Origin of the sequence: Catellatospora sp. NPDC049609, assembly GCF_040675365.1 — a bacterium.
In the GTDB taxonomy this organism is placed as follows: domain Bacteria; phylum Actinomycetota; class Actinomycetes; order Mycobacteriales; family Micromonosporaceae; genus Catellatospora.
On record NZ_JBFAOU010000151.1, the window covers coordinates 1 to 20272 of the forward strand.

General features: G+C 71.3%; 17 protein-coding genes. 10 read left to right on the plus strand and 7 right to left on the minus strand.

The window, feature by feature from the left end:
* Positions 1 to 108: 108 nt before the first annotated feature.
* Together AB0J67_RS30485 and AB0J67_RS30490 are read right to left on the minus strand one after the other, a co-directional pair.
* Entirely contained in the window at positions 109 to 1815 is a 1707-nt protein-coding gene (locus tag AB0J67_RS30485; RefSeq protein ID WP_363487288.1) for a cellulase family glycosylhydrolase, read from the minus strand.
* Positions 1816 to 1989: 174 nt separating this feature from the next.
* Positions 1990 to 3198: a DUF349 domain-containing protein gene (locus AB0J67_RS30490; RefSeq protein WP_363487290.1), complete on the minus strand. Its 1209-nt coding sequence runs from the start codon at positions 3196 to 3198 to the stop codon at positions 1990 to 1992.
* 235 nt (positions 3199 to 3433) lie between these two features.
* On the opposite strand from AB0J67_RS30490, the gene miaA reads away from it, so the two are divergent.
* Both miaA and dapF read left to right on the plus strand, forming a co-directional pair.
* On the plus strand, positions 3434 to 4363 hold the full coding sequence (gene miaA / locus AB0J67_RS30495; protein WP_363487292.1) for a tRNA (adenosine(37)-N6)-dimethylallyltransferase MiaA: 930 nt from the start codon (positions 3434 to 3436) through the stop codon (positions 4361 to 4363).
* Entirely contained in the window at positions 4360 to 5163 is an 804-nt protein-coding gene (dapF, locus tag AB0J67_RS30500; RefSeq protein ID WP_363487294.1) for a diaminopimelate epimerase, read from the plus strand. The genes miaA and dapF overlap by 4 nt, the downstream gene beginning before the upstream one ends.
* Before the next feature lie 300 nt (positions 5164 to 5463).
* Here the strand turns inward: dapF and AB0J67_RS30505 are convergent, their stop codons facing one another.
* On the minus strand, positions 5464 to 6906 hold the full coding sequence (locus AB0J67_RS30505) for an NAD-dependent malic enzyme (RefSeq protein ID WP_363487296.1): 1443 nt from the start codon (positions 6904 to 6906) through the stop codon (positions 5464 to 5466).
* A 198-nt stretch (positions 6907 to 7104) separates the two neighbouring features.
* Here AB0J67_RS30505 and hflX point away from each other — a divergent pair, with 198 nt between their 5' ends.
* Together hflX and AB0J67_RS30515 are read left to right on the plus strand one after the other, a co-directional pair.
* Positions 7105 to 8541 (plus strand): GTPase HflX, encoded by a 1437-nt coding sequence (gene hflX / locus AB0J67_RS30510; RefSeq protein ID WP_363487298.1) that lies wholly within the window; start codon positions 7105 to 7107, stop codon positions 8539 to 8541.
* A gap of 51 nt (positions 8542 to 8592) precedes the next feature.
* Complete coding sequence (locus AB0J67_RS30515; RefSeq protein ID WP_363487300.1) at positions 8593 to 10209, plus strand: hypothetical protein; 1617 nt, start codon at positions 8593 to 8595, stop codon at positions 10207 to 10209.
* A gap of 64 nt (positions 10210 to 10273) precedes the next feature.
* Here AB0J67_RS30515 and lexA read toward each other — a convergent pair whose 3' ends face one another.
* A complete protein-coding gene (lexA, locus tag AB0J67_RS30520) occupies positions 10274 to 11014 on the minus strand; it encodes a transcriptional repressor LexA (RefSeq protein ID WP_363487302.1) in 741 nt (246 codons plus the stop codon).
* A 399-nt stretch (positions 11015 to 11413) separates the two neighbouring features.
* Here lexA and nrdR point away from each other — a divergent pair, with 399 nt between their 5' ends.
* The gene (gene nrdR, locus AB0J67_RS30525; protein ID WP_363487304.1) at positions 11414 to 11965 is read left to right on the plus strand and encodes a transcriptional regulator NrdR; all 552 of its coding nucleotides are present in this window, start codon (positions 11414 to 11416) and stop codon (positions 11963 to 11965) included.
* A gap of 63 nt (positions 11966 to 12028) precedes the next feature.
* Positions 12029 to 14845: a vitamin B12-dependent ribonucleotide reductase gene (locus tag AB0J67_RS30530; protein WP_363487306.1), complete on the plus strand. Its 2817-nt coding sequence runs from the start codon at positions 12029 to 12031 to the stop codon at positions 14843 to 14845.
* Positions 14846 to 15066: 221 nt separating this feature from the next.
* On the opposite strand, the gene AB0J67_RS30535 is transcribed toward AB0J67_RS30530, so the two are convergent.
* A complete protein-coding gene (locus AB0J67_RS30535) occupies positions 15067 to 15765 on the minus strand; it encodes an MBL fold metallo-hydrolase (RefSeq protein ID WP_363487308.1) in 699 nt (232 codons plus the stop codon).
* Between the two features lie 43 nt (positions 15766 to 15808).
* Between AB0J67_RS30535 and AB0J67_RS30540 the strand changes: the two genes are divergently transcribed.
* Together AB0J67_RS30540 and AB0J67_RS30545 are read left to right on the plus strand one after the other, a co-directional pair.
* Positions 15809 to 16171 (plus strand): hypothetical protein, encoded by a 363-nt coding sequence (locus AB0J67_RS30540; protein WP_363487311.1) that lies wholly within the window; start codon positions 15809 to 15811, stop codon positions 16169 to 16171.
* Positions 16168 to 16662 (plus strand): hypothetical protein, encoded by a 495-nt coding sequence (locus AB0J67_RS30545; protein ID WP_363487313.1) that lies wholly within the window; start codon positions 16168 to 16170, stop codon positions 16660 to 16662. Before AB0J67_RS30540 ends, AB0J67_RS30545 begins: the two co-directional genes overlap by 4 nt.
* A 91-nt stretch (positions 16663 to 16753) precedes the next feature.
* Here AB0J67_RS30545 and AB0J67_RS30550 read toward each other — a convergent pair whose 3' ends face one another.
* Positions 16754 to 17062, minus strand: coding sequence for a tetratricopeptide repeat protein (locus AB0J67_RS30550; RefSeq protein ID WP_363487315.1), 309 nt, complete (start codon positions 17060 to 17062; stop codon positions 16754 to 16756).
* A 189-nt stretch (positions 17063 to 17251) separates the two neighbouring features.
* Here AB0J67_RS30550 and AB0J67_RS30555 point away from each other — a divergent pair, with 189 nt between their 5' ends.
* Entirely contained in the window at positions 17252 to 18154 is a 903-nt protein-coding gene (locus tag AB0J67_RS30555) for a DMT family transporter (protein WP_363487317.1), read from the plus strand.
* Between the two features lie 179 nt (positions 18155 to 18333).
* Here the strand turns inward: AB0J67_RS30555 and AB0J67_RS30560 are convergent, their stop codons facing one another.
* Entirely contained in the window at positions 18334 to 19335 is a 1002-nt protein-coding gene (locus AB0J67_RS30560) for an aldo/keto reductase (RefSeq protein WP_363487319.1), read from the minus strand.
* 132 nt (positions 19336 to 19467) lie between these two features.
* Between AB0J67_RS30560 and AB0J67_RS30565 the strand changes: the two genes are divergently transcribed.
* Positions 19468 to 20175 (plus strand): hypothetical protein, encoded by a 708-nt coding sequence (locus tag AB0J67_RS30565; protein WP_363487321.1) that lies wholly within the window; start codon positions 19468 to 19470, stop codon positions 20173 to 20175.
* Positions 20176 to 20272: the final 97 nt, after the last annotated feature.

Consider the following 20272-nt stretch of genomic DNA (forward strand, 5'->3'; position numbering starts at 1 on the left):
AGCGGCTGCTCGGCTGCGGCACGCTGACCATCGAGTCGGCGGGCGAGCACGGACTGGCCGCGCTCGCCCAGAGCCGCGCGTGCGTATATGTGTGCAGAGCAAAGGCGGTCAGGAGCAGACCGCGCCGTTGAGCCGCACGTTGCTCGGGGCCGGCGACGACGGCCCGGTCGCGGTGTACCCGATGGTCACGCTGCCGCTCGGGGCCAGCGCGGCGGCCCAGCTCGGCGCGGCCGCCGTGATCGTGGTCCCGCTCTGCGTCACCGTGGCGTTCCAGCCGCTGCTCAGGGTGACCCCGCTGGGCACCGTCCAGGTCACCGTCCACGGGTTGAGCGTGCTCGTCCCGATGTTGGTGACCTTGATCTCGGCCTGGTAGCCGCCCGGCCACGAGTTGATGATCGTGATCACCCGGGTGCAGGCCCCCGGCGGGTTGGCCGACGGCGAGACCGAGGGCGACGGCGACGGCGGCCGGGAGGGCGAGATCGACGGTGACGGCGACGGCGACCGCGAGGCCGACGGGGACGGCGAGGCCGAGCGCGATGGCGACACCGACGGGCCGGGCGTGGTCGGGTTCGGGTTGCCCGACGGCGGGTTCAGGTACGGCTGGAGGATGTTGTACTTCGTCTGGTTGATCGAGTACCAGTCGTCCAGCGCGATGCCGCCGGTGTCACCGGAGTTCGGGTTCCACGACCAGTACGTGAACGACAGCCCGTTCTCGCCGATGTAGCTCATCAGCTTGGTCAGCCACTGCGTGTCCAGCGGGTTGGCCAGCGTGCTGCCGAACTCGCCGACCAGGATCGGGGCCACGTTCTGCTTGGCGATCTTGCCCCAGAAGTGGTCCCAGACGGCGGGCAGGTTGTTCGGGAAGTTCGGGTCCTCGAACCAGTCCTGCCGGTCGTACACCGAGATGCCGTAGTCGTGCGGGGCGTAGACCAGCCGGTTGGCGACGTTGAGGCGGACCGGCTTGTCGATCGCGGCGGACAGGTTGCCGCCCCACCAGTCACAGGCCATCGGGTCGTCCGGGATGCCGTCCCACTCGTTCGCGACGCCGCCGGACAGGCAGCTCACGCCCTCGACGAAGATCAGCCAGTCGGAGTTGGCCTGCAGGACCGCGTTGCCGATCCGCTCGGCGGCCAGCCGCCAGTCCCGGGCCTGCACGTCGCAGCCCCAGCAGGCGCCGGTCGCGTTCGGGTCGGTGCCCTCGGCGTGCGGCTCGTTGAACAGGTCCGCCCCGATCACCGTCGGGTTGCCCGCGTACCGCCGGGCCAGCAGCTGCCAGTCCGCGATCATGCTGGCCTCGGACACCGTGGCCGTGTACCACAGCGGGGTCTGCCCGGCCGCGGTCGGCCGGTGCCGGTCCAGGATCACGCGCATGCCCTTGGTGCCGGCGTACTCGATGACCTTGTCGAGGATCTGCAGCGGGGACAGGCCGATCAGGTCCGGGTTGGTGAAGTCGTTGATGCCGGTGGCGGTCGCGCCGGGCTTGAGCGCATCGCCGGAGTACGGCACGCGCAGGGTGTTGAAGCCGAGCGAGGCCATCCGGTCGAGCTGCCCGCGCCAGGTGGCCGGGGCGCTGGCCCACAGCCCGTGGAACGTCCGGTTGTCGGTCTCCATGCCGAACCAGTTGATGCCGGTCAGCCGGACCACCCGGCCGGTGCTGTCGACGATGTTGCGGCCGCTGGTGCGCAGGTAGCCGGTGCCGGTGTCGGCGCTGGCGGGCGCGGGGGAGAAGGTGACCGCCACCAGGGCGGTGGCCGCGGCGGCGAGGGTGGCGGCCGCGGCCGCGGTGAACGCGGCCGTGCGGGTCTTCCAGCGCATTTCGATGCTCCATCCACAACGGACGAACTGATCGGGAATGCGTGCCTGCCCTGGCTCCGGGGTACATCGTGCACCCGCGACCGCGTACACAGCAAGGGGGCGGCCGCTCGCGCGACCGCCCCCTTGCTTCAGCTACTGAGACTCAGCTCGACTTCTCGGCCAAGGCCAAGCAGATCAGCTCGACTTCTCGGCCAAAGCCAAGAAGTTGCGCTTGCCCGCCAGGGCCTGCTCGGCCTCCTTGATGCGCTTGGCGTCGCCGGCGGCCTGCGCCCGCTCCAGCCGCGCCTCGGCCTCGGCCACCTGCTCGCGCATCTGCTTGAGCAGCGGGTTGGCCGACGGCTCGGTGCGCCGCCACGCGGCGTCCATCGCGTCGCGGACCTTGTCCTCGACGGCACGCAGGCGGCGGTCCAGGCTCGCGACGTTCTCGCGCGGCACTCGGCCGGTGTCGTGCCACTGGCCCTGGATCTCGCGGAGCGCGTTCTGCGCGGCCTTCGGGTCGGCGTCGACGTCGATCGCCTCGGCCTGCGTCAGCAGCTCCTGGCGGCGGGCCAGGGCGGCCTTCTGCTCGTTGTCCCGGGCGGAGAAGACCTCGCTGCGCCGGGTGAAGAACGCGTCCTGCGCGGCCCGGAACCGGTCCCACAGCTTCTGCTCGGCCTCCTTGGAGGCGCGCGGCGCGGTCTTCCACGCCGCCATCAGCTCCTTGAGCCGGGCCGCGGTGGCCGCCCAGTCGGTCGACTCGGTCAGCGACTCGGCCTCGGCGACGAGGTCGTCCTTAACGGACTGCGCCTGCTTGCGGGCGGCGTCGAGGGTGGCGAAGTGGCCGCCGCGGCGGCGGGTGAAGCTGTCCCGGGCGACCGAGAACCGCTTCCACAGCTCACCGTCGGTCTTCTTGTCGACCCCGCGGATGGTCTTCCACTCGTCGAGGATCTCCTTGAACCGGTCGCCGGTCGCCTTCCAGCTGGTGGACTCGGCGGCGAGCTTCTCCGCCTCCTCGACCAGGGCGTTCTTACGGGCGACGGCGTCTGCGCGCGCGGCGTCGCGGGCGGCCTTCGCGGCGCCCGCCTTCTCTTCGGCGAGGGTGGTCAGCCGGTCCAGACGGGCGGCGAGGCCGTCGATGTCGCCGACCACGTGCGCCTCGTCCAGGCCGGCACGCAGCCGCTTCACGGTGGTGAGGGTCTGCGAGGCGTCGGCGGCCCCCGAGTTGAGCCGGGTCTCGATCAGGTCGACCTCGGTGACGAGATCCTCGTACCGGCGGACGAAGTGCGCCAGCCCCTCCTCGGGGGTGCCGGCCTGCCATGATCCGACGGCCCGCTCGCCCGCGGCCGACTTCACCCAGACCGTGCCGTCCGCGTCCACCCGGCCATACGATGCCCAGTCGCTCATGATGTGCCCATCCTCGTTCTTCCCGACCGAACCCCGCACTTTCTGCGAGGTCGCCGCCATAGCGCAGTTACCCGTGTTCACCGGGGAGAGTACGCCTCTTCTCTCCTTCAGCATTGTCACAGGTCCGGCTGGGCGCGCGGCACGCGCCCAGGACAAGGTGACCTTACGGGGTCGGCGGCCGGGACGCACCTGGTCCACCCCGCTGTTCAGGGCACGATCCGATTACGGTTGTGCCGTGCGGGTGAACGATAGGGACGGGCTGACCGGCCCAACGGTGATCGCGGTGGTCGGGCCGACCGCCGCCGGGAAGTCGGCGCTGTCGATCGCGCTGGCGCACGCCCTGGGCGGCGAGGTGGTCAACTGCGACTCGATGCAGCTCTACCGGGGCATGGACATCGGGACCGCGAAGCTGACCACGGTCGAGCGGCAGGGCGTGCCGCACCACCTGCTCGACATCTGGCCGGTCAGCGAACCCGCCAGCGTCGCGCAGTACCAGCGGCTGGCCCGCGAGGCGATCGACGCGATCCAGGCGCGCGGCCGGGTGGCGCTGCTCGTCGGCGGGTCCGGCCTCTACCAGCGGGCCGTGCTGGAGGACTTCTCCTTCCCCGGCACCGACGCCGCGGTGCGCGCCCGGCTGGAGACCGAGCTGGCCCGGGTCGGCCCCGGGGTGCTGCACGCCCGGCTGCGCGCCGCCGACCCCGCGGCCGCCGACAAGATCCTCGACAGCAACGGGCGGCGGATCGTGCGCGCGCTGGAGGTCATCGAGATCACCGGCAAGCGGTTCACCGCGTCGCTGCCCGACCCGGTCCCGGTCTACCCCGTGCTCCAGCTCGCCGTCGACCGCGCCGACCTCGACGAGCGGATCGCCCGCCGGGTCGCCGGGATGTGGGCCGACGGCCTGCTCGACGAGGTGCGCGGGCTGCTGCCGCAGGGCCTCGCGGGCAGCCTCACCGCGTCGCGGGCCCTCGGCTACCAGCAGGTGCTGGCGTACTTCGAGGGCACGTGCACCGAGCAGCAGGCGTACGACGACACGGTCACCGGGACGCGCCGGTTCGTCCGGCGCCAGCGCTCGTGGCTGCGCCGCGACCCCTCGGTACGCTGGCTCGACGGCGCCGCCCCCGACCTGGTGGAGCAGGCGCTGCGGATGGTGAGGGAGACGCCGTGAAGTTCACCAAGGGACACGGCACCGGCAACGACTTCGTGATCATCGAGGATCTCGAGGGGACCGTCGAGCTGACGCCCGCCCTGGTCGCCGCGCTCTGCGACCGCCGCTTCGGCATCGGCGGCGACGGCGTGCTGCGCGTGCAGCCCTCGGCCGACCCGGCCGCGCGGTGGTTCATGGACTACTGGAACTCCGACGGCTCGCTGTCGGAGATGTGCGGCAACGGCGTGCGCGTCTTCGCCCGCTACCTGCACACCACCGGCCTGGCCGGCGACGTGGTCCCGCTGGCCACGCGGGGCGGGCTGCGCACGGCGTACGTCGAGGGCGACCTGATCCGCGTCGACATGGCCGCGCCGCGGCTGCTCGGCACGTCGAGCGCGACCATCGACGGGGTGACCTACCCGGGTCTGGCGATCTCGATGGGCAACCCGCACCTGGTCTGCGACGTGCCCGCCGAGGTGGCCGCATCGGTCGACCTGAGCCGCGCGCCGGACACCGACGCCGCGCTGTTCCCGGCCGGGGTGAACGTCGAGTTCTCGGTCCAGGTCGCCGAGGACCACCGGCGCATGCGGGTGTACGAGCGCGGCTCCGGCGAGACCATGTCCTGCGGCACCGGCGCGACCGCCGTCGGCGTGGCCGCCCTGGTCACCAGCGGCCGCGACGCCGGCACCGTCACGGTCGACGTGCCCGGCGGCCGCCTCCAGGTCACCCTGGACGAGCACACCTCCTGGCTGGCCGGCCCCGCCGTCCTCACCTTCACCGGCGAACTCGACCCCGCCGCCCTCACCCGCCGCCCGTCCTGAGCCCGCCCCGGCCACGGCGGCGCCCCTCTCGCGCGGCGCGCTCTCCCGCCTGGCTCACGCGGCGCTCGGGCCTGGTCGCGCGCCGGACACCTCCGGTCACGCGGCGCTCCGCTTGTCGCGCCCGAGGCCGGACACTTTCTGACCCGAAACGCCGATCATCCCCGGGCACACCCCGCCAGCTGGGCGGTATGTCCGGTTCGCGGGCGGGTGCGGTCGGATGATCGTCCGACTTGCCGGGCAAGTGGGCGAAAGGGCGGTCAAGATACGCCCATCTGCCTGGCAAGTCGGACGATCCAGGGGTCAGGGCTCCGGGGTGGGGGCCGGGTCGGAGTCGAGGGCCGGGGTGGTGGCGGACTGCTGGGCGACGGCGCGGACGGCGGCCGCGACGGCGGGGGCGACCCGGGAGTCGAAGACGCTGGGCACGATGACGCTCGGGTTCAGCTTCTCCTCGCCCACCACGTCGGCGATCGCCATCGCCGCGGCCAGCGCCATCTCCTCGGTGAACTCGCGGGCCTGCGCGTCGAGCATGCCGCGGAAGACGCCGGGGAAGGCCAGCACGTTGTTGATCTGGTTGGGCTGGTCGGAGCGGCCGGTCGCGACCACCGCGGCGTGCTTGCGGGCCTCCCGCGGGTCGACCTCCGGATCGGGGTTGGCCAGCGCGAACACGATCGCGTTCGGCGCCATCCGGGCGATGTCGTCGCCGGTGAGCAGGTTCGGGGCGGACACGCCGATGAACACGTCGGCGCCGGCGATGGCGCCGGGCAGGTCGCCGGAGTAGTTCTCCTTGTTCGTGTGCTCGACCAGCCACTGCCAGTTCGGGCCGAGGCCGGACATGTCGCGGTGCAGCGCGCCGCGGCGGTCGTACGCGATGACGTCGCCGACGCCCTGGCGCAGCAGCAACTTCATGATCGCCGTACCGGCGGCGCCGGCGCCGGAGACCACGACCTTGACCTCGCTGAGCTTCTTGCCGACCACCCGCAGCGCGTTGGTCAGCGCGGCGAGCACGCAGATCGCGGTGCCGTGCTGGTCGTCGTGGAAGACGGGGATGTCGAGCAGCTCGCGCAGCCGGGCCTCGATCTCGAAGCAGCGCGGCGCGGCGATGTCCTCCAGGTTGATGCCGCCGTACACCGGGGCGATCGCCTTGACGATGCTGATGATCTCCTCGGTGTCCTGCGTGTCGAGGCAGACCGGCCAGGCGTCCACGCCGCCGAAGCGCTTGAACAGGGCGGCCTTGCCCTCCATCACGGGCAATGCGGCGGCCGGGCCGAGGTTGCCCAGGCCGAGCACGGCCGAGCCGTCGGTGACCACGGCGACGGTGTTGCGCTTGATGGTCAGGCGGCGGGCGTCGTCGGGGTTGTCGGCGATGGCCTGGCAGACCCGGGCCACACCCGGCGTGTACGCGCGCGACAGCTCGTCACGGGTCTTGAGGTTGACCTTGGAGGTGACCTCGATCTTGCCGCCGAGGTGGAGCAGGAAGGTGCGGTCGGAGACCTTGCGGACCTCCACGCCGTCCATCGCCTCCAGGGCCTTGACGACCTGGTCGGCGTGGGCGCTGTCGGCGGTGTCGCAGGTGACGTCGGCTACCACGCGCAGGTGGTCGGAGTCGACCACGTCGACGGCGGTGACGATGGCGCCCGCCTCGCCCACGGCCATGGTGAGCCGGCCGATCGCCGAGGAGTCGGCGATGACCGCCACACGTACGGTGATGGAGTATCCGGCGCTGGGCAGGCGGGTTGTGGGCACGATGTCGCCTTTCGTGAGATCAGTCGAGTTTCATCTTCCCACCACGTGGGCACTAGGCCCGAAGCGCCTGCTGAACCCCTCGGTAACCCCGTCGGTGCGGACCGCGTCGCGGGACCGGGAAGCAATGCAGGTGCGCTGCCGTTACTTCCGTGCCAACCTTGAAGCCGACAGATCGTCGAGTAAGACGGAGGAGCAGATTTGCCTACTTTCCCCGACATCCTGGTGGCCGAAGAGACCACCGGTGACCTCGAACTCTCCGAGCGCAACTCACTGCGCCGGGTAGCCGGGCTCTCCACCGAGCTCACCGACGTCACCGAGGTCGAGTACCGGCAGCTGCGGCTGGAGCGGGTGGTGCTGGTGGGCGTCTGGACCTCCGGCACCGTCGTGGACGCGGAGAACTCCCTCACGGAGCTCGCCGCGCTCGCGGAGACCGCCGGCTCGCAGGTGCTGGAGGGCCTGATCCAGCGGCGCAGCCAGCCTGACGCCGCGACGTTCATCGGCCGTGGCAAGGTCGACGAGCTCCGGGCGGCGGTGGAGTCGACCGGTGCCGACACCGTGATCTGCGACGGTGAGCTTTCCCCGAGCCAGCTGCGCAACCTGGAGGAGCGGATCAAGGTCAAGGTGGTCGACCGGACCGCCCTGATCCTGGACATCTTCGCCCAGCACGCCAAGAGCAAGGAGGGCAAGGCCCAGGTCGAGCTGGCTCAGCTGCAGTACCTGGTGCCCCGCCTGCGCGGTTGGGGCGAGGCGCTGTCGCGGCAGACCGGTGGTTCCGGTCGTGGCGGCGGCGCGGGCGGCGGCGTGGGTCTGCGCGGTCCCGGTGAGACGAAGCTGGAGACCGACCGCAGGCGCATCCGCACCCGGATCGCCAAGCTCAAGCGCGAGATCGGCGCGATGCGGGTCATCCGCGACACCAAGCGGGCCGGCCGGCGCGCCAACGCGGTGCCCTCGGTGGCCATCGCCGGGTACACCAACGCGGGCAAGTCCAGCCTGCTCAACCGGCTCACCGGAGCCGGGGTGCTGGTGGAGGACGCGCTGTTCGCGACCCTGGACACGGCGACCCGCCGGACCGCGGCGCGCGACGGCCGGGTGTACACCCTGTCCGACACGGTCGGCTTCGTGCGGCACCTGCCGCACCAGCTCGTGGAGGCGTTCCGCTCCACGCTGGAGGAGGTCGGCGCCGCGGACCTGGTGGTGCACGTGGTCGACGGGGCCCATCCGGACCCGGAGGAGCAGGTGCGCGCGGTGCGCGAGGTGCTGGCCGAGGTCGGCGCCGACCGGCTGCCGGAGCTGCTCGTGGTCAACAAGGCCGACGCCGCCCCGCAGGAGACGCTGCTGCGGCTCAAGCGGGAGTGGCCGGACGCGGTCTTCGTCTCCGCCCGCAGCGGGCAGGGCATCGAGGAGCTGCGCGAGGTCATCGAGTCGAAGCTGCCGGTGCCGGCGGTCGAGGTGCTCGCCTGCGTGCCGTACGACCGGGGCGACCTGGTGGCGAAGGTCCACCGCAAGGGTGAGGTGCTGGCTTCCGGACACACCGACGCCGGAACGCAGCTCCGCGTGCGTGTCGACCGCGAACTGGCCGCTGAGCTGGGAACATTTACGATTACGGAAAGTGACTGGGTGGCAAACGCATCGTGACTTATTAATCGGGTTACACAAGACCGTGCCCGGTCGTGGCAAACTGTCCGGATGCGGTTAACGGGATTCCTGGTGAAGGCAGGTGCGGCCGTCGCCACGGTCGGCCTTGGAGTCGGGCTGGTCAGCGCCCCGGTAGGTGCGGCGCCCAGCCCGGCTCCCTCAGGTGCGGCTCCGGCCAAGGCCGTGCCGGGCACGAAGGTGTGCACCATCACCGACTCCCGGCTCACCGAACTGTCGGGCATGGTCGCCGCCCCGGCCGGCGGGTTCTACATGATCAACGACGGCAGCGAGACGGACCCGAGCCGCGAGAAGATTTTCAAGGTCAGCGAAAAGTGCAAGGTCTCGGGCACCAGCTACGGCTACAAGAATGACGGGGCGCTCGACCCCGAGGACATGGCGCTCGCCCCCGATGGCAAGTCCATCTGGATCGCCGACACCGGCGACTCGGAGATCACCGAAAGCTTCACTGTCAAGCAGAAGCGGCCGAGCATCGCGCTGTGGAACTTCACCATCGCGACCGGCAAGGTGACCGGCCCGTACCGGATGAAGTACCCGGAAAAGAAGTACGACGCCGAGGCGCTGCTGATCGGCAAGGACGGCTCTCCGATCATCATCACCAAGGACTGGGACTTCGCCGCGGGGCCGAAGACGCACCTGTTCTCGCCGACCGAGTGGCCGCCCGCCGCGAACAACACGACACCGGTGCCGATGAAGGAGCTGGGCTCCCTCACGCTGCTGCGCACGGACACCAACAACCCGTTCACCAGCCTGGGCCGCCGTCAGGTGACCGGAGCCGCGCAGAACAGCGACGGCACCAAGGTCGTGCTGCGCACGTACGCCGACGCGTACGAGTGGGACATCAAGGACGGCGATATCGTCGGCGCGTTGACCAAGAACGAGCCCAAGGTCACGCACCTGCCTGACGAGCCGATGGGCGAGGCCATCACGTACTCGGCGGACGGCAGCAAGTTCCTGACGATCTCGGAGACCGAGCACACCAGGGGCCCTAACACCAAGGCGCAGAGCCCGGTGCTGCTCAGCTACACGCCGTCGGTCAAGGAGTTCACCGAGGTCGCGCCGGCCGACGGCCCGAAGAAGACCGAGAAGGCGTGGTACCTGTCCCTGTTCAGCAGCATCGACCAGCTCTACCTGGCGCTCGGCGGGGTCGGCGTGTTCGGGGTGCTGCTGGTCGTGCTCGGCGTGGTCGGCGTGCTGAAGTCGCGCAAGCGGCGCGGCCGCAAGGGCGGCGAGGACGACGACCTGGTGCCCGCGGACAACTCCGCCACCACGCTGCTCGCCCCGGTCGGGGCCGGCGTGGGCGGGGGCGGCTACCAGTCCGGCTACTACGCCGAGCCGGGTTACGACCAGGGCTACGGCAACCAGGGCGGCTACGGCGGCCAGGGTTACCCGCAGGCGGGCGGCGGCTACGACCCCGGCTACGGCCAGGGCGGCTACGGCGGTCAGGGTTACGACGGCGGCCAGGGCTACCCGCAGGCCGGCGGCGGCTACGACCCCGGCTACGGCCAGGGCGGCTACGGCGGCCAGCAGGGCCACGGCCCGCAGGGCGGCCAGTACGGCGGCGGCTACCAGCAGAACTATCAGGCCGAGCCGGCCTACTACGACGGCGGTTACCCGAACCAGCAGGGGTACGACCCGTACCAGCGCTGATCGCGTACGCGGAAGCGGCCCGTCCCCTCACGGGGGCGGGCCGCTTCGTCGCTGTCGGGAAGGATCAGACGCGGCGCATCACGAAGACGACCTTGCCGAGGATGACCGCCTGGTCGCCGGGGATCGGGTCGTAGGCCGGGTTGCGCGGCATGAGCTGCACGTGCCCGTCGCGCAGCCGGTAGACCTTGACGGTGGCCTCACCGTCGATCATCGCGGCCACGATGTCGCCGTTCTCCGCGGTGGGCTGCTGGCGCACCACGACCCAGTCGCCGTCGCAGATCGCCGCCTCGATCATGGAGTCACCCTTGACCTGCAGCGAGAAGAGGGTGCCCTGGCCGACCAGCTCGCGGGGCAGCGGCAGCACCTCCTCGATCGACTCCTCGGCCAGGATCGGGCCACCGGCCGCGATGCGGCCCAGCAGCGGCACGTAGACCGGGGTGGGCCGGGCGGCCAGCGCCGCCTCGTCGTCGGTCGGCTCGGCCGGGGTGCGCACGTCCACCGCGCGCGGGCGCGACGGGTCGCGGCGCAGGAAGCCCTTCCGCTCCAGCTCCTTGAGCTGGTAGGCGACCGAGGACGGGGACACCAGGCCCACCGCCTCGCCGATCTCGCGCACGGTGGGCGGGTAGCCGTGCTGCTCCACCCAGTCGCGGATGACCGCGAGGATGCGCTTCTGCCGGCTGCTCAGGTCCGTGTTCTGCAGATCCGCGGGGGAGGCGCTGGTCGCGGAGACCGCGCGCAGAGGCCCCGCGCCGGCGGGCGCGGCCGGCGGCCGACCGGGCCGGGACGCTCGCTCTGTGGGGGACATGTCGGACCTCCGGTGGATAGTGACAGTGGCGGCGACTCTCACCGGACACACTAATGCGACATGATGTCAGTTTCAAACATCTGTACGACTCTGTCGATGGTGTCACGCATGTTTCACGTGTGGGTGACGGTACGTGTTGTTGTCCGCGACACGCCACTCGCAAGCGCGTTTCAACTTGCCTACGAGGCCTCCGGGGCATAGTTTCAACACCACATCTTGTGGTGGCACCGAGCCGACCGCCCATAGATTGGGGTAAGAGCCCCATCTGGTGGGTCGGCCGTACCCCCGCATCCGCACCCACCCCCGGGCGGCCGCGACGCGGCGACCGCCGGCGGTGCCGTGCCCGGAAGCGGGTCGACACGCCACCCGGGTGCGACGACGACGTGGGAGGTGACAGCGATGCGATGCCCGTACTGCAGGCACCCGGACTCCCGCGTGGTGGACTCCCGGGAGGCCGAGGACGGCCAGATCATCCGCCGCCGCCGGCACTGCCCCGAATGTGGCAAGCGGTTCACCACGGTCGAGGAGTCGGTGCTGGCCGTGGTCAAGCGCAGCGGGGTGACCGAGCCGTTCAGCCGCTCGAAGATCATGAACGGGGTGCGCAAGGCCTGCCAGGGCCGCCCGGTGGACGACGACTCGATCGCACTGCTGGCGCAGCGGGTCGAGGAGGTGGTCCGGGCCCGGGGCGCGGCGGAGGTGCCCAGCCAGGAGGTCGGGCTGGCCATCCTGGGCCCGCTGCGCGACCTGGACGAAGTGGCGTACCTGCGCTTCGCCAGCGTGTACCAGGACTTCCAGTCCGCCGACGACTTCATCCGCGAGATCGAGACGCTGCGTGCCGCGGCGAAAAAAGATCCCGCGGGGACGGTTGAAAATCCCGCCGATGGGCAAGAGCCGGGCGGCGTGGACACCGAGGCGGAGCCGGCCGCGACAGCCGGTCAGCACGCGGGCTGACCGCCCGCCATCAGAACGTGCAGTTTGTTTGTTGCTGAGTAGAGAACCTTGAGGGGGCTGACGATGGGGGAGAACGCCACGGCGAGCGCCAAGCGCACGCGGGCGAACACCGGAGGTCTGAAGATCGAGCGGGTGTGGACCAAGGACGGAGTCCACCCGTACGACGAGATCACCTGGGAGCGCCGGGACGTCGTCATGACGAACTGGCGCGACGGCTCGATCAACTTCGAGCAGCGCGGGGTGGAGTTCCCCGAGTTCTGGAGCGTCAACGCGACCAACATCGTGACGACGAAGTACTTCCGGGGCGCCGTCGGCACGCCCGAGCGTGAGTGGAGCCTAAAGCAGCTGGTGGACCGGGTCGTGAAGACCTACCGCGCCGCCGGTGAGAAGTACGGCTACTTCGCCACCCCGGCCGACGCCGAGGTGTTCGAGCACGAGCTGACCTGGATGCTGGTGCACCAGGTGTTCAGCTTCAACTCCCCGGTCTGGTTCAACGTGGGCACCGCCAGCCCGCAGCAGGTCAGCGCCTGCTTCATCCTGTCCGTGGACGACTCGGTCGACTCCATCATGGACTGGTACAAGGAGGAGGGCCTGATCTTCAAGGGCGGCTCCGGCTCCGGCGTGAACCTGTCCCGCATCCGCGCCAGCCGCGAGCTGCTGTCCTCCGGCGGCACCGCCTCCGGCCCGGTCAGCTTCATGCGCGGCGCCGACGCCTCGGCCGGCACCATCAAGTCCGGCGGCGCCACCCGGCGCGCGGCGAAGATGGTCATCCTCGACGTGGACCACCCGGACATCGAGGAGTTCATCGCGACCAAGGCGCGCGAGGAGGACAAGATCCGCGCGCTGCGCGACGCGGGCTTCGACATGGACCTGGGCGGCCGCGACATCGTCAGCGTGCAGTACCAGAACGCGAACAACTCGGTGCGCGTGTCCGACCAGTTCATGGACGCCGTCGAGAACGGCAAGCCGTTCGAGCTGCTGGGCCGCCTCGACGGCCGGGTCATCGACACCGTCGACGCCAAGGACCTGTTCCGCAAGCTGGCCAAGGCCGCGTGGGAGTGCGCCGACCCGGGCATCCAGTACGACGACACCATCAACGACTGGCACACCTGCTCCGAGACCGGCCGCATCACGGCCAGCAACCCCTGCTCGGAGTACCTGCACCTGGACGACACCTCGTGCAACCTGGCCTCGCTGAACCTGATGAAGTTCCTCGGCGAGGACGGCTCGTTCGACATCGCCCGCTTCGTCAAGTCGGTCGAGTTCGTGATCACCGCGATGGACATCTCCATCTCGTTCGCGGACTTCCCGACCCAGAAGATCACCGAGAACACCCGCGCCTACCGGCAGCTCGGCATCGGGTACGCCAACCTCGGCGCGCTGCTGATGGCGTCGGGCCTGCCGTACGACTCGGACGCGGGCCGCTCGCTGTCCGGCGCGATCACCGCGCTGATGACCGGTGCCGCGTACCGGCGCTCGGCCGAGCTGGCCGGCGTCGTCGGCGCGTACGACGGCTACGCCCGCAACGCGACCCCGCACCAGCGGGTCATGCGCAAGCACGCCGCCGCCGCGGACGCCCTCAAGCCCGAGGGCGCGGTCGCGACCCTGGTGGCCAAGGAGGCGCAGAAGCAGTGGAAGACCGGCAACGCGCTCGGTGAGAAGCAGGGCTGGCGCAACTCCCAGGCCAGCGTGCTCGCGCCCACCGGCACCATCGGCTTCATGATGGACTGCGACACCACCGGCGTGGAGCCGGACCTGGCGCTGGTCAAGTTCAAGAAGCTGGTCGGCGGCGGCTCGATGCAGATCGTCAACCAGACCGTGCCGCGCGCGCTGCGCAACCTGGGCTACCAGGAGGAGCAGGTCGAGGCGATCACCGAGTTCATCGCCGAGCACGGCCACGTGGTGGACGCGCCCGGCCTCAAGCCGGAGCACTACGCGGTGTTCGACTGCGCGATGGGCGAGCGCGCCATCGCGCCCATGGGCCACGTGCTGATGATGGCCGCGGTGCAGCCGTTCATCTCCGGCGCGATCAGCAAGACCGTCAACATGCCGGAGTCGGCGACGGTCGAAGAGGTCGAGCAGATGTACTTCGACGGTTGGCGCCTCGGCCTCAAGGCCCTGGCGATCTACCGCGACAACTGCAAGGTCGGCCAGCCGCTGTCGGTCGCCAAGAAGGAGGCCCCGGCGGCCCCCGCCACCGCCGTCGCGCCGGTGTCGGCCCCGGTCGTGGAGAAGGTCATCGAGTACCGCCCGGTCCGCAAGCGGCTGCCGAAGAAGCGCCCGTCGCAGACCGTGTCGTTCACCGTCGGCGAGGCCGAGGGTTACCTGACGGCGTCGTCCTACCCGGACGACGGCCTGGGCGAGGTCTTCCTCAAGCTGGGCAAGCAGGGCTCCACGCTGGCCGGCGTCATGGACGCGTTCTCGATCGCCGTGTCGGTCGCGCTGCAGTACGGCGTGCCGCTGCAGACGTACGTCGAGAAGTTCATGAACATGAAGTTCGAGCCCGCCGGCATGACCGACGACCCGGACATCCGCCTGTCGAACTCGGTGATGGACTACATCTTCCGCCGCCTCGCGCTGGACTTCCTGCCGTACGAGCAGCGGGCCGAGCTGGGCGTCTTCACCGCCGCCGAGCGCGCCGCGCGGCTGCGGGCCGAGGAGGAGGGCGTGGACTACGTCCCGCCGGCGGCCGAGGCCACCCCGGCGACGGTCACCGCGACCGCGCCCGCGCCGCGGGTCGGCTCCTCGACCGAGGTGCTGGAGTCGATCACGGGCCGGGTCTCGGACGCGCCGCTGTGCTACACCTGCGGCACCAAGATGCGCCCCGCGGGCAGCTGCTACGTCTGCGAGGGCTGCGGCTCCACCAGCGGCTGCAGCTGACACACCGTACGTCGGAAGGGGCCGGGCGCTTGTGCCCGGCCCCTTCCTCGCTGCCGAACCCACACGCAGCCACCGCACCACGCCGCACCGCACCCGCCGGCGACCCGGAGCAGACCCTGCAGTTCGGGGAAAGTGCGCGGATGGGCGCAGCGAATGCTGCACATTCCCCGAAACTGCGCGGCGACCGCGGGGCGGCGAGGCGTGGCCGGGGGTGTGCCGGGTCAGGGGGTCCAGGTGGCGGCGTCGTGGGCGAAGTGGACGCGACGGAGGTCGAGGGCCAGGACGTCGTCGAGCCAGGGTTGGTACGGCGGGAGCGGCTCGGCGGCGCCGTCGGCGGCGGCCCGTCGGGCGAGCACGGCGCAGCCGAAGTCGGTGGCGAGGTCGTAGGCCTGCCCGGCGAGCACCGTGACGGAGCCGTCGGGGTGGGACACGACCAGGCTCTGGTGGCCGGCGGTGTGGCCGGGGGTCGGGATGACGCGCACACCGGGGGCTATCTCGGCCTCGCCGTCGAGCTCGCGCAGCTCCGCGCCGGGGAAGTCGACCAGGTGGTCGAAGGTGTAGTCCCCGGCCCGTGCGGTGGCCAGCTCGACGGACTGCGTGAAGATCGGGCGGCCGGGCAGCAGCGGGTTGCCGCCGATGTGGTCGAAGTGCAGGTGGCAGTTGACGACCAGGGCGATGTCGGCGAGGCGTACCCCCTGCTCGGCCAGGGCCTCGGGAAGCGGGCGGCGGTGCGGGCGGTAGTGGGCCTCGGTGCCGTCGTCACCGCGCCCGAGACCGGTGTCGAACAGGAGCAGCCCGTCCGCACTGTCCACCAGGTAGGCGAGCACCGCCTCGACCCGCGGGTGCGGGGTGCCGGCCTCCGCCGCGGGCCGGATGAAGTAGCCGAGGTCGAGCCGGCGTACCACGTTGCGTTCGGTCATCTCTCTCCCGGGACTGTCGGGGGCACTGCCTAGTGTGCCGCGCATGAACTCGTGGCACCACGCGCAGTCCGCCGCCCGCAAGTGGGGCGGCGAGCCGGAGGACTACCTGGCCATCGAGGAGTTCATCGACTCCTCCAAGCAGATCATCGGCGACGTGCGACACCGCGCGATGTACCACCACACCGCGGGGGTGTACCTGTGCCAGCGCGTCTTCGGTGACACGCTGCAGATCGGGCGCAAGCGCATCCCGGTGCGGTTGATCGCCGAGCGGCACATCCTGGAGGACCTGGGCTGGCTGCCCTCGCCCGCCGACTACCTCGCCGGGATGCCGATCAGGCCGTGGATGTCCGGCGCGCAGCGCAAGGAGGTGCCGCTGTCGGTGCTGTTGGGAGAGGAAGACCGATGAGCCACACCAGTTTCCTGGGCATCCCCGTCGAGGGGGACATCACGCCCGGCGACCGGGTGCCGCAGCGCCCGCTGTCGGAGCTGCAGCCCGTGCTGCGCGCGGTGCTCGACGACGATCGGATCGTCGCGTTCGGCTGGCGGCAGTACACGCCGTACTTCAACGACGGCGAGCCGTGCGTGTTCGACGTCGAGCGGTTCTGGGTGCGCACGGTCGCCGACGAGCCGGAGGCGTCCGTCGGCGACCTCGCCGTCGGGAAGTACGACGACCCTCACCCGACGCTCGGCGGCTGCCCACTGGACTGCAGCCGGCGCCCGTTCGTGGAGCAGCCCTACCAGGGCGACGACGAGGCGCGCTACGACCGGGTCCGGGCGCTGGCGGACGCCCTGGAGAGCGGCGCCTTCGACGATGTGGTGCTGGAGGCCTTCGGCGACCACGCCACGGTCACGGTCCGCCGGACCGGGATAACCGTCGAGTACTACGAGCACGACTGAGCGGTGCCCGATGCCGCCGGCGGCCGCATCGGGGCATGACTGCCGACCCCGCCTGGCCGCCGGCGTGCTGAGCGCCGGGCACGTCCGACCGTCAGATGCCCATCGCGGCGGCAATGCGCATGTGCGGGCGGGCCTCGTCGTGGCGGCTCTGCCGCTGCAGGCAGCGGCCCAGCATCAGGTGGGCGTAGTGCTCGGCGGGGTCGTGGTCCAGGATCAGCCGCAGCTGCGTCTCGGACTTCTTCAGCTGCGCCGAGTGGTAGTAGGCGCGCGCCAGCAGCAGCCGGGGCGCGACGTCGTCCGGCGCCTCCTCCACCACCGGCTCCAGGATCCTGGCAGCCGTGATGTAGTCGCCGTAGTCGAAGAACAGCCTTCCGCGCTCGTACTCCTCCAGGATTCCCACGGTCTGGTCAACCCGTTGGCCGGGCGGCGCATTCCCCGGCTAGCATCGCCGGCATGGCTTACTCGATCATCTCCCCGCCGGTCGCCTGAGGCGGACGGCGCAGCACCACTGACGTGACGGCTCGGCCGCACGTCCGGTGGCCCGTCGCGGAAGCGGAAGCGCAGGCCATCGACAAGTGGAGACGGAGAGATGGAGTCCATCGAAGGGCTCGCGCCGGTGCGCGCGGGCCGGACCGCGTCGTACGGGCGCGGCATGTTCTACGTGGCGGTCGCGGCGACCGCCTGGGGCACCGGCGGCGCGGTCGCCGCGGTCCTCTACCGCACCAGCGGCCTCGGGCCGGTCGCGGTGTCCTTCTGGCGGCTGGTGTTCGGCATCGGCATGCTGGTCGGGCTGCACCTTGCGATCGGCGAGCGGCTCGGCGCCCGGTGGCGCGACGCGCTGGTGCTGGGCGCGGGGCTGGCGGTGTACCAGACCGCGTACTACGGCTCGATCGCCTTCGCCGGGCTGGCCGTCGGCACGGTGGTGACGCTGGGCGCGTGCCCGGTGGTGATCGCGGTGGCGGCGCGGTTCGCGCTGGGCGAGGCGTTCACGGCCGGGCGGACCGGTGCGGTGGTGCTGGGGCTGGCGGGGCTGGTGCTGCTGGTGGGCGGGGGCGGGGCGGCCGGGTCCGCGCCGGTGCTCGGCGTCGCGTGCGGGCTGCTGTCGGCGGCCGGGTACGCGGTGGTGACGATCTACTCGCGGCGGGCGGGCGGCGACCTGTCCGGGGCCACGGTCGCCTCGTTCGCGGTGGCGGCGCTGTGCCTGCTGCCGATGGCCGCCGCGGAGGGGCTGCTGCCGTCGGGGAGCGGGATGGCGGGCACGGCCGGGTGGCTGCTGTATCTCGGGGCGGTGCCGACGGCGCTGGCGTACCGGCTGTTCTTCGCGGGCGTGGCGGCGGTCCCGGCGACGGTGACGGCGGTGGTGACGCTGCTGGAGCCGGTGGCGGGGGTGCTGATCGCGGTGGGGCTGCTCGGCGAGCGGCTGAGCGTGGCCGCCGCGGCCGGGTCGGCGCTGATGCTGGCCGCGGTGGCGGTCCTCGCCCGGTCGGAGTAGCCCGGTCGCGTTCCGGCTCGGGACGCGCCGCCCGGGAGGATCGCTGTCCGGTGTCAGAACCTGCGGTCTGACTCCAGGTGCTGACACAGAACGGCGATCTTCGTCCGCTGCGCGTTAAGAAGGGCACCTTCCTCTACGGATAGCGTTAAGAAGGTGCCCTTCCTTTCGGCGGGGCGGGGTTACTGGTTGACGGTGGACATGCCGGAGGGGGCGTAGCGTTCGCCGGCCACGGCGCCGGGCGGGACGGCGTCGGTGAGGCGGCGGAGCTGGTCGGGGGAGAGGTGCAGGTCGGCGGCGGCCGTGTTCTCCTCCAGGTAGGGCACGCGCTTGGTGCCGGGGATGGGCAGGACGTCGTCGCCGCGGGAGAGCAGCCAGGCCAGGGCGGCCTGGGCGGGGGTCGCGCCGACCTCGTCGGCGACCTTGCGGACCTCGTCGACCAGGGCCATGTTGTGGGCGAAGTTCTCCTGGGCGAAGCGCGGCACGGTGCGGCGGAAGTCGTCGGCGGCCAGGTCCTCCGGGGAGGTGATCTTCCCGGTGAGCCAGCCGCGGCCGACGGGGGAGTACGCCACCAGCCCGACTCCGAGCTCGCGGCAGGTCGCCAGCATCTCGTCCTCGACGAACCGGGTGAACAGGGAGTACTCCATCTGCACCGCGGTGATCGGGTGCACCGCGTGCGCGGCGCGCAGGGTCGCGGGGCTGATCTCGGACAGGCCGAGGTAGCGCACCTTGCCCTGCTTGACGAAGTCGGCCATGGCCCCGACGGTCTCCTCGATCGGCACGTCGGGGCTGCGGCGGTGCATGTAGTAGAGGTCGATCCGGTCGGTGCGCAGGCGGCGCAGCGAGTCCTCCAGAGCCTGGCGGGCCCACGCGGCCGACGAGTCGACCCAGCGCCGCACCACCTCGCCCCGGGCGTCCACCTCGCCGCGGTTGGCGAACTTGGTGGCGAGCACGTACTCGTCCCGGCGGTCGCCGAGGACGCGGCCGATCAGCTCCTCGTTGTGCCCGAAGCCGTACATGTCGGCGGTGTCGAGGTGGGTCACCCCGATGTCGAGGGCGCGCCGCAGCGTCGCGGCCGAGCCCTCGTCGTCGCGCTGCCCGTAGGCGAAGCTCATCCCCATGCAGCCCAGCCCGATGGCGCTGACCTCGGGCCCGTCGCGGCCGATTCTCCGAGTGGCGGTCATGCCCTCCATCCTCGTCCGGCCGCGCGGGGCGCGCGCGGCGGTTCGGCGGACGGGATGGCGACTCACCGGCAGCGTCCTGTCGCGGGCTAACGCTACGATGCGGCTTTCCCCTCCGACCCCGGGAGTTCTTTCATGTCCTATCCACCCCCCGCGCCCGACTACCCGCCGCCGTACCCTGGCCAGCCCGCTCCCTACACGCCGGCGCCGGCGCCGAAGAAGTCGCGCGTGGGCATGTGGGTCGCGATCGTGATCGGCGTGCTGATCGTCTGCTGCGGCGGTGGCGGCATCGGTGCGTACTTCTTCTTCAAGGACACGGCCGACAAGATCGAGGGAGAGATCGACGGCATCATCGCCTCGGCCTCCGCGCAGGCGCAGGCTGCGAAGATCACCGTCGTGGCGCCGAGCACGCTCGCCGGGCGTGCCCCGGTGACCGACCCGGAGCTCAAGTCGCTCGCGACCACCATGAAGACCGGCTTCCAGGCCGCCGTCCCGGCCGCGTCCAACGCGGTGGCGGGCTTCTACGGCGACCCGGCCAAGAAGGACCTGGTCATGATGTTCGCCGCGTCCGCGCGGATGGGCAACCCGGAGAAGGAGCTCGACGACGCCTTCACCGGCATGGCGACCTCCGGCCTGACCGCCACCGGCATCGCCAAGGTCCCCGCCGGCCCGCTGGGCGGCACCGCCAAGTGCGGCAGCGCCACGTCCGACGGCGTGCCGATGGCGATCTGCGCCTGGGCCGACAGCGGCAGCCTGGGCATGGTGGTCTGGTACTTCAAGACCGTCGACGAGGTCAAGGCCGAGCTGATCGAGGTGCGCGGCCAGATCGAGCAGAAGGGCTGACGCCCTGTATCAGCGGGGGCACGGCGCGCGCCGGGCCCCCCCGACCCGGTCTGGCCCCGATCGGTAGTTCACACATCAGAACACCCGTCACAAACAA